Source organism: Bradyrhizobium jicamae, from assembly GCF_018130215.1.
Classification (GTDB): domain Bacteria; phylum Pseudomonadota; class Alphaproteobacteria; order Rhizobiales; family Xanthobacteraceae; genus Bradyrhizobium; species Bradyrhizobium jicamae_A.
In genome coordinates this window covers 177,041-190,839 of record NZ_JAFCKQ010000003.1, presented here as the reverse complement: position 1 = coordinate 190,839, position 13,799 = coordinate 177,041, and the positions used below count along the sequence as shown (strand labels likewise).

The 13,799-nt window shown below is 65.8% G+C and carries 15 protein-coding genes; 4 read left to right on the top strand and 11 right to left on the bottom strand.

The window, feature by feature from the left end:
* Positions 1 to 72 precede the first annotated feature (72 nt).
* Both JQ586_RS06910 and JQ586_RS06905 read left to right on the top strand, forming a co-directional pair.
* Complete coding sequence (locus JQ586_RS06910) at positions 73 to 369, top strand: hypothetical protein (protein ID WP_212393763.1); 297 nt, start codon at positions 73 to 75, stop codon at positions 367 to 369.
* Positions 370 to 427: 58 nt separating this feature from the next.
* Complete coding sequence (locus JQ586_RS06905) at positions 428 to 703, top strand: hypothetical protein (protein ID WP_212393762.1); 276 nt, start codon at positions 428 to 430, stop codon at positions 701 to 703.
* Positions 704 to 715: 12 nt separating this feature from the next.
* Here the strand turns inward: JQ586_RS06905 and JQ586_RS06900 are convergent, their stop codons facing one another.
* The 3 genes from JQ586_RS06900 to JQ586_RS06885 form a co-directional block, all read right to left on the bottom strand.
* Positions 716 to 2,104 carry an ATP-binding protein gene (locus JQ586_RS06900; protein WP_312016940.1) on the bottom strand — a complete coding sequence of 463 codons (1,389 nt, stop codon included), beginning with the start codon at positions 2,102 to 2,104 and terminating at the stop codon, positions 716 to 718.
* A complete protein-coding gene (locus JQ586_RS06890) occupies positions 2,091 to 2,783 on the bottom strand; it encodes a response regulator transcription factor (RefSeq protein ID WP_212393761.1) in 693 nt (230 codons plus the stop codon). The genes JQ586_RS06900 and JQ586_RS06890 overlap by 14 nt, the downstream gene beginning before the upstream one ends.
* 107 nt (positions 2,784 to 2,890) lie before the next feature.
* Complete coding sequence (locus tag JQ586_RS06885; RefSeq protein WP_212393760.1) at positions 2,891 to 3,421, bottom strand: hypothetical protein; 531 nt, start codon at positions 3,419 to 3,421, stop codon at positions 2,891 to 2,893.
* Between the two features lie 634 nt (positions 3,422 to 4,055).
* Here JQ586_RS06885 and JQ586_RS06880 point away from each other — a divergent pair.
* A complete protein-coding gene (locus tag JQ586_RS06880; protein ID WP_212393759.1) occupies positions 4,056 to 6,056 on the top strand; it encodes an acyl CoA:acetate/3-ketoacid CoA transferase in 2,001 nt (666 codons plus the stop codon).
* Positions 6,057 to 6,176: 120 nt separating this feature from the next.
* Complete coding sequence (locus tag JQ586_RS06875; RefSeq protein WP_212393758.1) at positions 6,177 to 7,388, top strand: acyl-CoA dehydrogenase family protein; 1,212 nt, start codon at positions 6,177 to 6,179, stop codon at positions 7,386 to 7,388.
* A 31-nt stretch (positions 7,389 to 7,419) separates the two neighbouring features.
* Here JQ586_RS06875 and JQ586_RS06870 read toward each other — a convergent pair whose 3' ends face one another.
* The 8 genes from JQ586_RS06870 to JQ586_RS06835 all read right to left on the bottom strand — a co-directional run bounded on the left by JQ586_RS06870 (position 7,420) and on the right by JQ586_RS06835 (position 13,786).
* Entirely contained in the window at positions 7,420 to 9,753 is a 2,334-nt protein-coding gene (locus tag JQ586_RS06870) for a Tex family protein (protein ID WP_212393757.1), read from the bottom strand.
* Positions 9,754 to 9,871: 118 nt separating this feature from the next.
* Positions 9,872 to 10,723, bottom strand: a complete 852-nt coding sequence (locus tag JQ586_RS06865) for an amidohydrolase family protein (RefSeq protein WP_249147368.1) — start codon at positions 10,721 to 10,723, stop codon at positions 9,872 to 9,874.
* A complete protein-coding gene (locus tag JQ586_RS06860) occupies positions 10,723 to 11,772 on the bottom strand; it encodes an aldo/keto reductase (protein ID WP_212393755.1) in 1,050 nt (349 codons plus the stop codon). Before JQ586_RS06860 ends, JQ586_RS06865 begins: the two co-directional genes overlap by 1 nt.
* A gap of 116 nt (positions 11,773 to 11,888) precedes the next feature.
* Positions 11,889 to 12,335, bottom strand: a complete 447-nt coding sequence (locus JQ586_RS06855) for a c-type cytochrome (RefSeq protein ID WP_212393754.1) — start codon at positions 12,333 to 12,335, stop codon at positions 11,889 to 11,891.
* A 92-nt stretch (positions 12,336 to 12,427) separates the two neighbouring features.
* Entirely contained in the window at positions 12,428 to 12,583 is a 156-nt protein-coding gene (locus tag JQ586_RS06850; protein ID WP_212393753.1) for a hypothetical protein, read from the bottom strand.
* A 7-nt stretch (positions 12,584 to 12,590) separates the two neighbouring features.
* Positions 12,591 to 13,346 (bottom strand): CbtA family protein, encoded by a 756-nt coding sequence (locus JQ586_RS06845; protein WP_212393752.1) that lies wholly within the window; start codon positions 13,344 to 13,346, stop codon positions 12,591 to 12,593.
* A gap of 10 nt (positions 13,347 to 13,356) precedes the next feature.
* Positions 13,357 to 13,539: a CbtB-domain containing protein gene (locus JQ586_RS06840; RefSeq protein WP_212393751.1), complete on the bottom strand. Its 183-nt coding sequence runs from the start codon at positions 13,537 to 13,539 to the stop codon at positions 13,357 to 13,359.
* On the bottom strand, positions 13,526 to 13,786 hold the full coding sequence (locus JQ586_RS06835; RefSeq protein ID WP_212393750.1) for a hypothetical protein: 261 nt from the start codon (positions 13,784 to 13,786) through the stop codon (positions 13,526 to 13,528). Before JQ586_RS06835 ends, JQ586_RS06840 begins: the two co-directional genes overlap by 14 nt.
* Between the last annotated feature and the right edge of the window lie 13 nt (positions 13,787 to 13,799).

Below are 13,799 nucleotides of genomic sequence, written 5' to 3'. Positions count from 1 at the left end.
ATCTCGCAAGAAGAGGCGAACCTGCCGCTAACGCTCCATGGTTCGCCATAGCCCCCGGCAGGGAGACGCGCTATGATTGCGGATCGATCACGACGTGCCATTCTCGTCTATACATTGTTGGCGGTGAGAACCATTGCGCTCGGTACTCCCCCTGTGCTTGCAGCCAACGTTGAGAGCGCGCCGTTTCTTCACAGTGAACCATGGCCGATTCACAACGGTCGCAACTATCAGCCAACCATGGATGCGCTGAGAATCTTGCATCTGGAAGATGTCACGCCCGATCAGGCGCGCGAGATCGACCGGTTGTATGAACAGCTGCTCACAGGCAGCGAACAGGTTCAGCATCGGCATCCCGCGTCCAAACCTTGATCCGGATGCTGTCGTCATTCCGGGGTGCGTTACTTTTCCACAATCGAGGAGTCTGACGATGAATTTGTCATTTCCCCTGGTGGCACTGTTGCTCGCGTCGTCGCTCGCCACGTCAGCGACAGCGCGGCCACGCGTCAAGAACGTCTCCGCGCCTGCACAGTCGGCCCTTGCGCATTCAGCTCCAGCATATTCAAACGCGATCGAGGGCCGCCAGATCGCGGCTCCGCCCTGGAGTGCGGCCTGCATGACGGATCACGGCCCAAGCGAATGCGGCGAGCCGATGTGGATTTATGGTCCCCGCAGCGAGATCGCGCGATACCGGAGTGCGTTCTGACGGGGAGGCCGCTCATCCACCCTGCGCTCCCACCGCCGGCGCCGGAAACGACAGCCTGAACAGCAGGCCCGGCGCGTTGTCGGCGAGCTCGATCCTGGCACCGTGCAGATGGGCGACCGCCGCGACCAGACTGAGGCCGAGGCCGTTGCCCGGCGTGTAACGGCTTTGCTCCAGCCGATAGAAGCGCTTGAAGACGCGGTCATGCTGCTCGGCGGGAATGCCGGGACCATCGTCGGCGACCGACATCACGGCGCCGCCCTCGACGTTGTGGCAGGTCACGGTCACGCGTCCGCCGGCGCGGCCGTGCTTGATGGCATTGTCGACGAGATTGGCGATCGCATCGAACAAAAGGTCGCGATCGCCGGTCACTGGCACATCGGCTTCGCCGGCAAGGCGAAGCCGGGTGGCATCCTGCTCGGCTGCTGCGTCATAGAGCTCGACCACCTCGCCGGCGACCTCGACCAGATTGACGGTGCGAAACGCACCCTTCCGGGCCCGGCTCTCGATCTCGGAAATCCGCGTGATGGACGCGAACATCCCGAGTACCGCATCGAGATCGGCAATGGTGTCGCCGATCAGCGCCGCGTCGGTCTCGCTGCCGCGCGGAGCATGATAGGCCTTCTCGAGGCGGCCCCGCATGCGGGTCAGCGGCGTGCGCAGGTCATGCGCGACATTGTCGCTGGCCTGCTTGACCTCGCCCATCAGGGTCTCGATGCGGTCGAGCATCAAATTGAGGTTCTCGGCAACACGGTCCCACTCGTCATGACTGCCGCGCAGCGGAATGCGCTGGTCGAGGCCGGACCGCATGATGGCGCGGCTGGTCGCATTGATGGATTCGATCCGGCCGACGGTCCGCCGCGTGACCCCGATGCTGGCCACCGCCGCCAGCACGAAGATCAGCACGATAACGGCGAGGCCGGCTGCCCTGATCTGCGCCGTGAAGCCGTCGAGATCGCTGATGTCGCGGCCGACCAGCAGCCGATCGCCGCGCGCCAACGTCTCGGTCATGCCCCGCACCAGGGGGCCGACCGAGGCTGATGACGACACTGGCGCGCGAAACTCGGTCCATCCGTGCTCCGCAGCACCAGGCGGCCACTGCTTGAGGTTTCCGGCGAGGACCGCCGAACCCGGCCCGACCAGCAGGTAGACGTGATCGACAAAGCTCTTGTCGGCCGTGCGCTGGTCGATCAGCGCCATCAACCCGTCGCGCCCGGACCGCGTGTAGGTGTCACGCAGGCTGGCCTGCTCGGCGACAACAGCCCGGTCGGCGCGGTTGCGCACATAGGAGGCGGTCGACCAGTAGACATAGGCGAAGATCGCGGAGACGATCAGGCCGAAGGCGCCGATGGCGATCAGCGCCAGGCGGAAGGTCGACGATTTGAGGGTCTTAGCCAGGAGCACGGAGGCAGTACCCGATGCCGCGGATGGTATGAATCAGCGGATAGGCTTGCTGGTCGTCGACCTTGCGGCGGACGCGCCCGACATAGACGTCGATGATATTGGTGGAGGGATCGAAATGCAGATCCCACACATGCTGCAGGAGCATCGCCCGCGACACCACGCGGCCTTCGTTGCGCACGAGATATTCGAGCAGCTGGAATTCCTTCGGCAGCAGCGGAATCCTGCGGCCGCCGCGGCTCGCATTCCGCCCGATCAGATCGATCGCGAGATCGCCGACCCGCAGGATGGTCTCCTTGGCAACGGTCTCGCTGCGCCGGCCGAGCGCCTCCAGACGCGCCAGCAATTCGACGAAGGAGAACGGCTTGACCAGATAGTCGTCGCCGCCGGCGCGCAGGCCGCGCACGCGGTCGTCGACTTCCCCGAGCGCACTGATGATCAGGAACGGCACCCTGATCCCGTCGTCGCGCATCTGGCGCATCACGGCGATGCCGTCGATATCGGGCAGCATGCGATCGATCGTGATCACGGCATAGTCGCGCGCGGCGCCGTGGTCGAGCGCCTCGCGGCCGTTTGCCGCCAGGTCGACGTCGTAACCGCTGGTCGTGAGCTGATCGACGAGCTGGTCAGCGGTTTCCGCGTCGTCCTCGACGACAAGAATACGGCGGTGAGCTCCGGTCATTGCATTGAATTCTCCGAGCGCCCCGCGACGATCGCCACCAGACTATTCCATTCCGGGGCTGGATGGAACGCCTGGTGACGACCGCGCCAACGGTACGGTTCGTTGCACTAGTACCCGTAGTAGTCGCCGCACGCGTTGACCCATTGCCATCCGTACGGCGTCAATGCCCTGCGCCAGCAGCCGTCGTAATAGTCGGCGTAATACGCCCCGCCGCCGAAAGCGACGAAGCGATGGAAGCGATGATGGAAGAAGCCGTGATGATGGAATCCGCCGCCGGCGAACCGCGGTGCGAACACGGCATGCGCCATCGGGGTCCCCGCAAAGCGGGCGCCACCGAAATGCTGGCCACCGAAATGCGCGCCGCCGCCCGGCCCGGCGAAAGCCATCGCGCCTCCGCCATGCATGCCGCCGAAGCCTCCGGCATGCATTCCACCGAAACCTCCGCCATGCATGCCGCCTCCGAAGCCGCCGCCTCCGAAGCCGCCACCACGGGCACCGCCTCCGAAGCCGCCACCGCCGTGACCGCCGCCTCCACCGCCGCCGCCGCCGCCGCCGCCTCTGGCGAAGGCCGCCGGCGCGAGTGCAACGCTGGCCGCAACCGCCGCCGCCATCAGACCTGTGAAGAGCCTGTTCTTCATCGAAAGATCCTCCGTCACTGAATCGCGGCGAAGCGCCTTCGCCGCACCAAGACGAGGATCAGCAGACGCAGATCGACAGCCTCCTTCAACTTACAAATGCGCCAGATTCTGACGCCGAAGTTAGTTTTTCGAGAGATGCAATCGCAACGAAGCGCATGCCCGCGCAGCAACGAACGCGATCCGGTTTGTTCACCTCGCGGCGCAGTCGATTCGGACCGTGCAACCTGGATCGAGCGCCAGCCCGTCATTCACCGTGGCCGCGCTTCATCCAGCCTTCCAGGTCGCGCGAGCCCGGCCACAGGATCAAGATGCGTCGCGGAATGATTCCGGTGCGTCGAGGCCCGGGCGCATCCAGGCCGCTACTTCAGCAAGGTCGGTCCACTCGACTGGCCTCAATCCGGTTGCGAGCAAATTGCTGTTGGCGCAGTATGACCGTACGGCAGTTGCAATGTCAGCGTGGGGTCGAGCTCGAGTTTGTCCGCCTCATGGATGATCATCGTGCGGGACGCACCAACAAGAGACGGCACGGCCAGGGGCGCGTGGCTCGATGGCAAGGCTGATTTTGCAGCGCAGTCAGCCGCGACCGACGCGTCATCGGAGATCCGACCGTGCAGGCGGAGCAAGGGAGGCGTCGATGAGCGTCGCAATCGTTCCAACGGCCCGCTCGGACAAGACCGGAAAGATCGTCGCGGCGCGCGAGGCCGCACGGCTGATACGTACCGGTGACACGGTCGCGATCGGCGGCTTCTTCGGCATCGGCCTTGCCATGGAAGTCATCCACGCGTTGGCGGCGATCTACGGCGAGACCGATACCGAAACCGCGTCGTTCGGCAAGCCGCGCGATCTGACGCTGGTGTGGTGCGTCAGTCCCGGCGACGGCCAGCAGCGCGGGGCCCAGCGTCTCGCCCAGCCCGGCCTCGTCAGGCGGCTGATCGGCGGGCACTGGACGGCGGTGCCCGCCCTGTATCAGCTCGTGGCCGGCAATCAGGTCGAGGGCTACAACATTCCCCTCGGGCCGCTGTCTCATCTCTACCGGGACATCGCGGCCGGCAAGCCTGGTCATCTGTCGCGCGTCGGGCTCGGCACCTTTGCCGATCCGCGCTTCGGCGGCGGCAAGCTGAACGAGAAGACGACCGAGGATCTGATCGAGCTGATGACCGTCGGCGGCAGGGAATACCTGTTCTACAAGGCGTTCCCGATCAACGTCGCGCTGATACGCGGGACCACCGCCGACCCCGAGGGCAATATCACGATGGAGCGTGAGGCGCTGACGGTGGATACGCTCTCGCTCGCAATGGCGGCGCACAACTCGGGAGGTCTCGTCGTCGCGCAGGTCGAGCGCGTCGCCGATGTCGGAACGCTGAACCCGCGGCAGGTGAAGATCCCCGGCGCGCTCGTCGACTGCATCGTGGTGGCGACGGCTGCCGATCATCACATGCAGACCATTGCCACGCCCTACAATGCGGCGTTCGCGTCCGAGGTTCGCGTTCCGCTGACCTCGCTGGAGGCGATGCCGCTGGATGATCGCAAGATCATCGCTCGTCGTGCGGCGATGGAGCTGCGTCCGCACAGCGTCGTCAACCTCGGGGTCGGCGTTCCCGAGGGCGTGGCCGCGGTCGCCGCCGAAGAGAAATGCGCCGACCTGATGACGCTCACGGCCGAGCCCGGCGTCATCGGGGGGATTCCCGCGGGCGGCCCGAATTTCGGGGCCGCGACCAATGCGCAGGCCGTCATCGACATGCCGTACCAGTTCGATTTCTACGATGGCGGCGGTCTCGACGCCGCCTTTCTCGGGCTGGCGGAAGCGGACAGGGAGGGAAACCTCAACGTGTCGAAATTCGGACCACGTCTCGCCGGTGCCGGCGGCTTCATCAACATCAGCCAGAACGCGAAGAAGCTGTATTTCCTCGGCACGTTCACCTGCGGAGACCTCGACGTCTCCGTGGTCGACGGCAAGCTGTTGATCGAGCGGGACGGCAAGTTCAGGAAGTTCGTCAACCAGGTCGAGCACCGCACGTTCTCGGGCCCGTATGCCACGCAAAACGACAAGGAGGTGCTCTACATCACCGAGCGCTGCGTATTCCAGCTCACCAGACACGGGCTCGAGCTGATCGAGATCGCTCCGGGCATCGACATCAAGCGCGACATCCTCGACAGGATGGATTTCGAGCCGGTCGTGCGTCATCCGCGCGAGATGGATTCCCGCATCTTCAGGGCCGAACCGATGGGCCTCCGCGAGGAAATGCTGCGCCTGCCGTTCGATGCGCGTTTCAACTACGATCGTGACCACAACATCCTGTTCCTCAATCTCTCCGAACTGGCGGTCAAGGGGCATGCCGTCATCGAGAGATTCAGGGAGCGAATTCGATCGATCGTCGAGCCCCTCGGCCACAAGGTCTATGCCGTCGTCAACTACGACGGGTTCGACCTCGATCGCGACATCGAGGATGCCTATCTCGACGCCTTGAAGGAGATCGGCGATCGCTATTTCCTGGGCGTCACGCGCTTTGCGACCAGCGCCTTCATGCGGGCCAAGCTCGGTGACGCACTAAAGAAGAGAGGCGTCGCGCCGCACATCCATGAATCGGAAGAGGAAGCGCGAGGCGTCGTGAGGGAGACGGTTCCCCGCACCTGATCCCGGGCTTTCGGGCGCTTGCGCGGCCCGCTGGAAGCCGGCGAACGAAGGGGCTGCGAGGTCGAAACGGCGGTGCATCCGACAGGCGCCGGCCAGAGGGAAACGTCCAGGAGGAAACCGATGAGCGACCCCGTCACCGACAAACTACGCGACGACATCGGACGCGCGCGCGGCACCGACTACTTCCTGATGAAGGAGCAGCTGACGGCGGAAGAGGCCCGGATCCTGCGCGAGGTGCGGGAATTCGGCGAACGCGAAATCCTGCCGATCGCCAATTCATACTGGGAACGCGGCGAATTTCCCTTCGAGCTGGTGCCCAGGATCGCCGCGCTCAACATCGTCGGCGATCACAACATGCGCCTGCCCGGATGCCGGCCGATGACGGCGGTCGGAGCGGGCCTGGTGATGATGGAGCTGAGCCGGATCGACTCCAGCGTCGCCACCTTCTTCGCGGTTCATCTCGGATTGGCGATGCAGTCGATCAACCTGCTCGGCTCGGAAGCGCAGAGGGAGCGTTACCTGCCGCAGATGGCCAGATTCGAGAAGGTCGGGGCGTTCGCCCTGACCGAACCCGACCACGGATCGGACTCGGTTGCGCTCGAGGCCACGGCGAAACGCGAGGGCGACGAGTGGGTGATCAACGGGCGCAAGCGCTGGCCCGGCAACGCCGTGTGGTGCGACTACATCATCGTCTACGCCCGCGACGTCGCCGACAAGCAGGTCAAGGCTTTCGTCGTCGAGAAGAATAATCCCGGCTACAAGGCGACCAAGATCGGGGGCAAGGTATCGCTGCGAATGGTGCAGAATGCCGACATCATCCTCACCGATTGCCGGGTATCGGAAGACGCGCGGCTGCAGAAGTGCAATTCGTTCAAGGACTGCGCCAGGGTGCTGATGGGCACCCGCAACACGGTCGCCTGGGCATCGCTCGGAAATGCCGTGTCGGCCTACGACATCGCCCTGACCTACGCGCAGCGCCGGACCCAGTTCGGCAGGCCGATCGCCAAGTCCCAGATGGTGCAGTCGATGCTCGTCTCCATGCTTGGCGACGTCACCGCGATGCAGCTCTATTGCATCCGCCTCGGCCGCCTGATCGACGACGGCAAGCTGGAGGAAACGATGGCCGCGCTGGCCAAATACTACTGCAGCGTCAAGGCGCGCGACGTGTGCCGGATGGCACGCGACGTCCTCGGCGGCAACGGCATCACGCTCGACTTCCACGTGATACGGCACATGTGCGACATGGAAAGCCTCGTCACATACGAAGGAACCGCCGAGATCCAGTCCCTGATCGTCGGCCGGGATATCACCGGCCAGAGTGCCTTCGTCTGACCGTCGCGCAGGGCGTTCTCGAACAGTCGCTCTAGGTCGGCTTGCCGCGCCCGCTCTTCTCGGCGGCGCGGCGCAGGGCCTCGGCGAGCGCGCCTCCCGCCTGGTCCGGCGACTTGCGTGGCGCGGACGACGACATCTTGGCCGGGCCGCGCGGCGTATCGCGCGATGGCCCGGCATCCTTCTTCGACCCGACCTCGTCGTCGAGCCGCAGGGTCAGTGCGATGCGCTTGCGCGCGACCTCGACGTCCAGCACCTTCACCTTGACGATGTCGCCGGGCTTCACCACCTCGCGCGGATCCTTGATGAAGGTCTTCGACATCGCCGAGATGTGCACCAGGCCGTCCTGATGCACGCCGATGTCGACGAAGGCGCCGAACGCGGCGACGTTGGTCACCGTGCCCTCGAGGATCATGCCCTTCTTGAGGTCCTTGACCTCCTCGACGCCTTCCTTGAACACCGCGGCCTTGAACGCCGGACGCGGGTCGCGGCCGGGCTTTTCCAGTTCGCGCAGGATGTCCGTGACGGTCGGCAAGCCAAAGGTGTCGTCGACGAAGCTTTGCGGCCTGAGCTGGCGCACCACCTCGGCGTTGCCGATCAGCGCCTTGATGTCGCTCCTGGTCGCCTCGAGGATACGCCGCACCACCGGATAGGCTTCCGGATGCACGCCGGACTGGTCGAGCGGATCCTCGCCATTGCTGATGCGCAGGAAGCCGGCGCACTGCTCGAACGCCTTCGGGCCCAACCGCGGCACGTCCTTCAGCGCCTTGCGTGACTTGAACGGGCCGTTGGCGTCGCGGTGCTGCACGATGCTCTGCGCCAGCCCCTGCCCGATGCCCGATACCCGCGCCAGCAGCGGAACCGAGGCGGTGTTGGCGTCGACGCCGACCGCGTTGACGCAATCCTCCACCACCGCATCGAGCGAGCGTGCCAGCTTGGCTTCGCCGAGATCGTGCTGGTACTGGCCGACGCCGATCGCCTTCGCGTCGATCTTGACGAGCTCCGCCAGCGGATCCTGCAGCCGGCGCGCGATCGAGACCGCGCCGCGCATGGTGACGTCGAGCTCGGGCAGTTCGCTCGAGGCGAAGGCGGAGGCCGAATACACCGACGCGCCGGCTTCGGAGACGACGATCTTGGTCATCTTCAGGTCGGGCAGCCGCTGCACCAGTTCGGTGGCGAGCTTGTCGGTCTCGCGCGAAGCGGTGCCGTTGCCGATCGCGATCAGCTCGACCTTGTGCTCGATCGCGAGCTTGCCGAGCATCGCGAGCGCCTCGTCCCAGCGCCGCTGCGGCTCGTGCGGAAACACCGCCGTCGTCGCCAGCACCTTGCCGGTGGCATCGACCACCGCGACCTTGACGCCGGTGCGGTAGCCGGGATCGAGCCCCATGGTGGCGCGCGCGCCGGCAGGTGCCGCGAGCAGCAGGTCGCGCAAATTGGAGGCGAATACGCGCACCGCTTCGGTCTCGGCCGCGGTCCACAGCCGCATCCGCAGGTCGATGTTGAGATGGATCTGGATCTTGGTGCGCCAGGCCCAGCGCACGGTCTCGATCAGCCATTTGTCGCCCTTGCGTCCCTGATCGGAGACGGCGAAGCGGTTCATGATCCTGAGCTCGTAGCGGGTGGGCACGCCCGCCACCGGGTCCTGCGCCTCCGGCTTGAGCTGGAGATCGAGGATCTCCTCCTTCTCGCCGCGGAACAGCGCAAGGATGCGGTGCGACGGCAGCTTCGGCAATGCCCCGCTGTAATCAAAATAGTCCTTGAACTTCTCGCCCTCGGTCTTCTTGCCGGTGCGCACGGTGGAGACCATCACGCCGTTCGACCACATCTCCTCGCGCAGCGCGCCGATCAGGTCGGCATCCTCGGCGAAGCGCTCGACCAGGATCGCGCGCGCGCCTTCGAGCGCGGCGGCGACATCGGCAACCTCCTTGTCGGCGTTGACGAACGGGGCTGCTGCCTGCTTGGGATCGTTGATGGGCTGCGTCAGCAGCATGTCCGCAAGCGGCTCGAGCCCGGCCTCCCTGGCGATCTCCGCCTTGGTGCGACGCTTCGGCTTGTAGGGCAGATAGATATCTTCCAGACGGCCCTTGCTGTCGGCCGCCATGATCTGGGCCTCGAGCGCGGCATCGAGCTTGCCCTGCTCGCGGATCGAATTGAGCACCGCGGTGCGGCGTTCCTCGAGCTCGCGCAGATAGGTCAGTCGCTCCTCCAACGTGCGCAGCTGCGCGTCGTCGAGCGCGCCAGTCAATTCCTTGCGGTAACGCGCGATGAACGGCACCGTCGCACCGCCGTCGAGCAGCGTCACCGCCGCCTCGACCTGCTCGTCGCGAACCCCCAGCTCCTGCGCAATCTGATGATGAATCTTTGCCACGCTCGTCTCTCTGAAACCGGCGCACCACCGAACGTCAGCAGCGCGGACGCCGCTTATGGACCATCCCGGAATGATTCATCAAGGCGCGCTGTGGATCAATTTCGGCGCCTCCGGTACGCTATTTCCCCGACGTGTGCCTTCCGCGACTTGACAAATAGATCCGCGCCGCATTGCCGCCGTAGATCGCGGCCTTTTCGTCCGGCGACAGGCGGGCCAGCAGGGCCTCGCTCGCCGCGAACCACCTGGCGTAGCCACCGGCGAGATTGACCACCGGCCAGTCGCTGCCGAACAGCATCCGCTGCGGCCCGAACACTTCTAGCACATGATCGACGGCCTCGCTGAGGTCGCCGATCTGCCAGTTTGCCGCGGCTTCGGTGACGAGACCGGACAGCTTGCAGACGATGTTGGGCCGCGCGGCGAGCCGCGAGACGTCGTCCTTCCAGGCCGCGATCTCGCCGGTCGCAAGATGCGGCTTGGCGAAATGGTCGAGGACGAATTGCAGACCGGGATGGCGATCGACCACCTGCACCAGCCGCGACAGATGCCGCGGCAGGGCCAGCGCGTCGAACACCAGGCGATGCCGCGCCATCGCATCACACTGCGCTGCCAGCGCGGGGCGCAGCAGCCAGTCGTCATCGGCGATATCCTGCACCATCGGCCGCAAGCCGACGAGCAGCTGATGCGCCGCGACCTTCTCGATCCCTGCGACGGCGTCGGTGGCATCGAAATCGATCCAGCCGACCACGCCGCGCACGAGGTCCGCCTGCCCGGCGATGTCGAGCATGAAGGCGGTCTCCGCCTCGGTCGGCGCCGCCTGCACCAGAATGGTGCCCTCGATGCCGGCAGCCGCAAGCAGCGGCCGCAGCTCCGCCAGATCGTAATCGCGATAGAGCGGGACGAGATCGGGCGTCAGCCAGCCGTAATCACCGCGGGCGAGTTGCCAGACGTGGTGATGGGCATCGATCCGCATCACGCCGGTACCGGCGCGTCGGCATCGAGCAGCCGCTCCGCCTTCAGGTCGCGCCACAGCGCCGACGGCACCGGGCTCGACAGCGCCGCGACGTTGCGCTCGACCTCCTGCGGCGCCTGCGCGCCGAGCACGAGGCTCGCAACGACGGGGTGACCCAGCGCGAAATGCAGCGCGGCGGTCGCCAGCGCCACGCCGTGGGCGCGGCAGACGCGCTCGATCTGCGCCACCTTCTGCATGACGTCCGATGGCGCGTCCTTGTAATTGTACTTGGCGCCGGCAACCGCACCGGTCGCCAGGATGCCGGAGTTGAACACGCCGCCGAGCATGACGCCGATGCCTTGCGCTTGCGCGAGCGGCAGGAACTCGGCCAGCGCCGGCTGCTCCAGCAGCGAATAGCGGCCGGCAAGCAGCATGGTGTCGAAGGTGCCGGCCCTGGCGAAGCGCACGCACATGTCGGCCTCGTTGACGCCGATGCCGATGCCCTTGACGACGCGCTCGGAGCGGAGCTTGTCGAGCGCGACATAGGCGCCCTCCATCGCCTCGCGAAAGCGGTCCTCGATCGCGTCGGCACCATGGGTCCAGACGTCGACGTCGTGGATCAGCAGCAGCTCGATGCGGTCGGTGCCGAGCCGCAGCAGCGACTGCTCCACCGCACGCATCGTGCCGTCATAGGAATAGTCGACCACCGCGCGATGCGGCGCGCCGCCGACGAAATTCGAACCGGAACCGCGGTCGTGGAACGGGTCGATCCAGCGCCCGACCTTGGTGCAGACGACGATTTGGTCCCGCGGCACGCGGCGGAGCGCGGTTCCCGAGCGGTGCTCGGCAAGGCCGTGGCCGTAGAGGGGCGAGGAATCCAGCAGATTGACGCCGAGCGCAAACGCCCGCTCGGCTGCGGCTATCGCAGTGGCGTCGTCGAGATGGGCAAACAGGTCGCCGAGCGGCGCGGTTCCGAAGCCGAGGACGGAGACGTCGAGCCCGGTTCGGCCGAGCCTGCGGCGTGGCAGCGCCGACGCGGGGGCCGGAGACGTGGGCAGGGGTTGGTTCATCGCGGGGCCTCCGTGCAGTCTTTTTGGTTGCCGGCAGAGTAGCCTCGCGGAGGAGCGGAGCACAAGCCGAAGCGCAACGGACGCCGCTCATTGCGATTTGCCGTCCCGGTTCCGCGCTATGGCGATCGATGGCTGATGGCCCAGACATAGGCCGCCACGGCATCGATATCGGCGGGCCTCAGATCGCCATCCATCCCGGGGGCCACTGCCATGTTGTGCAGGATGGTCCGCTTGAGCTGGCTGACACTGCCGTCGCTCCAGACGAACATGCCGGCGGTGAGGTCGTTGCCGTTTGCGGTCCCCTTGCCGTCAATGCCGTGACAGACGCTGCACTGACCGTTCGCGGCTTCGCCGTGGAACACGCGATCGCCGTGAACGATCTGCTCTCGGCTGAATCCGTCCGGCACCGGCAAGGCGTCGGCCGGGGGACGAACCTGCTCCCTCGATATGCTGAGCGGCGGGGTGACCAGTCGGAATTCCTGCTGATCCGGTTGCGCTCGCAACGCGTCGGGTGCCGCAGCGATGGCCACGCAGGCCGCCACGACGTTGAAACGCGATGCCATCAACGACCTCCCGAACCGTTGCAGTCGCGGTTGACCTTACGAAGCGACGGCCAGCCGGACCAGCAGGACCAAGGTACAGCACCGCTATGCCATCACGGCCGCGTCAACGGCTCCGAAACCTCGGGCTTGGCGTTGGCTCCGACCGGCGCGACGGCGTCTTTCAGCTCGACCGCGCAATAGAGGCCGACCTTGATCGCGCCCCATCGCGTCGTGGCGGCGAGGTTATTGTTGCGCAGGCGAAGGCGCATGCAGCCCCTAGCCGGGAAGCGTTTCGGGATTGTCGCGATCAAACCGCGCGAACACGGCGCTGGTCACGCCGCCCAGCATGAACCAGAACGTCAGGCTGGTCATCGTGACCGCAACCACGAACTGGTGCGACAGTGCTGCCGGCACATTGGTCTCGACGTGATCCAGTTCGGGCGCACCGATGACATGCGGCAGCACGATGAGGATCAACCCTGCGATCGAGGCCGGCAGCGATCGGCGCAGGAAGATCAATCCGAGCCCTCCCGCCGTCGTCGCCGCGGCCAGGACCCACCAGATCTGCCGCGACAGCAAGGGCGCCGCCGGCACGCCCGGCAATTCCGGCGGCAGGCCCAGTCCCGGGGCAAGCGTGAACACCGCAAAGCCGGCCAGTCCCCAAATCATGCCCTCATGCCAGGAGATGCGGCCACCCGCGTTGCCGCTGCGCATCGCGAAGATGGCGGCGAGCAGCATTGCGAAGCCGATCGCCGTGAGCACGTTGGCCGCCGCCGTATAGGCGTTGCGCTCGAAGCCGTCACCTGGCTCCCAGGCCTCGGCGTGCTCATGGTCCTCATGGCTGTGAGCGGCGGCAACGCCATCCCGGGCGTCGGGCGTGGCTGCATGATCGTGATGCGCCGCCGCCTTCTCATAGAGTTCGGCTCTCAGGATCAGCGGCACCGTGCCGAAATGCTGGATCACCGTAACGATCGCACCGACGACGAAGCCCGCAATGACCGACGAGAAGACGATGGCGCGAAAGGTGTTCATCGAGACGCGGTCAGTGGCAGGGGAAGGCGTTCGAATGCCGCACGTCGTGAGCGGCGTTGTGGACGACGTCGATGTGGGAAAAGCCGACGAAGCCGACGATGAACAGGCCAAGCATCATCGCCATCAGCGACTGGGGCAGCCGCGAGACCCGGCTGGCTGTGACCGGCAGATGGGTGGCTTCAGTATGTGCCATGATCGTTCTCCTTGTTCTGTTCCAACTCTAGCAAGGTCCGCGCGACATCGCGACTGGTCAGGTGAAAATTCCGTCCTGTTGGAAGTGATTTTTGTGCGATCTTGACGCCCGCGGCCGCCCTGAACGCAGGTTCATGACGGGCGAAATACGCAAGACAATCCGCCGGCATCGGCTCGGCCCCGAGCAGGGTCCGGAACGCGCGGCGGTGCACGGCGCAAAGCGCGGCGTGCTCTTCGACCGAGAACATCAGCGAATCGATC

What these genes read in the sequence shown, in the direction of transcription:
- JQ586_RS06910 (WP_212393763.1), top strand. Translation starts at nt 73, where the DNA reads ATGATTGCGGATCGATCACGACGTGCCATTCTCGTCTATACATTGTTG.
- JQ586_RS06905 (WP_212393762.1), top strand. Translation starts at nt 428, where the DNA reads ATGAATTTGTCATTTCCCCTGGTGGCACTGTTGCTCGCGTCGTCGCTC.
- JQ586_RS06890 (WP_212393761.1), bottom strand. Translation starts at nt 2,783, where the DNA reads ATGACCGGAGCTCACCGCCGTATTCTTGTCGTCGAGGACGACGCGGAA.
- JQ586_RS06885 (WP_212393760.1), bottom strand. Translation starts at nt 3,421, where the DNA reads ATGAAGAACAGGCTCTTCACAGGTCTGATGGCGGCGGCGGTTGCGGCC.
- JQ586_RS06880 (WP_212393759.1), top strand. Translation starts at nt 4,056, where the DNA reads ATGAGCGTCGCAATCGTTCCAACGGCCCGCTCGGACAAGACCGGAAAG.
- JQ586_RS06875 (WP_212393758.1), top strand. Translation starts at nt 6,177, where the DNA reads ATGAGCGACCCCGTCACCGACAAACTACGCGACGACATCGGACGCGCG.
- JQ586_RS06865 (WP_249147368.1), bottom strand. Translation starts at nt 10,723, where the DNA reads ATGCGGATCGATGCCCATCACCACGTCTGGCAACTCGCCCGCGGTGAT.
- JQ586_RS06860 (WP_212393755.1), bottom strand. Translation starts at nt 11,772, where the DNA reads ATGAACCAACCCCTGCCCACGTCTCCGGCCCCCGCGTCGGCGCTGCCA.
- JQ586_RS06855 (WP_212393754.1), bottom strand. Translation starts at nt 12,335, where the DNA reads ATGGCATCGCGTTTCAACGTCGTGGCGGCCTGCGTGGCCATCGCTGCG.
- JQ586_RS06850 (WP_212393753.1), bottom strand. Translation starts at nt 12,583, where the DNA reads ATGCGCCTTCGCCTGCGCAACAATAACCTCGCCGCCACGACGCGATGG.
- JQ586_RS06845 (WP_212393752.1), bottom strand. Translation starts at nt 13,346, where the DNA reads ATGAACACCTTTCGCGCCATCGTCTTCTCGTCGGTCATTGCGGGCTTC.
- JQ586_RS06840 (WP_212393751.1), bottom strand. Translation starts at nt 13,539, where the DNA reads ATGGCACATACTGAAGCCACCCATCTGCCGGTCACAGCCAGCCGGGTC.
- JQ586_RS06835 (WP_212393750.1), bottom strand. Translation starts at nt 13,786, where the DNA reads ATGTTCTCGGTCGAAGAGCACGCCGCGCTTTGCGCCGTGCACCGCCGC.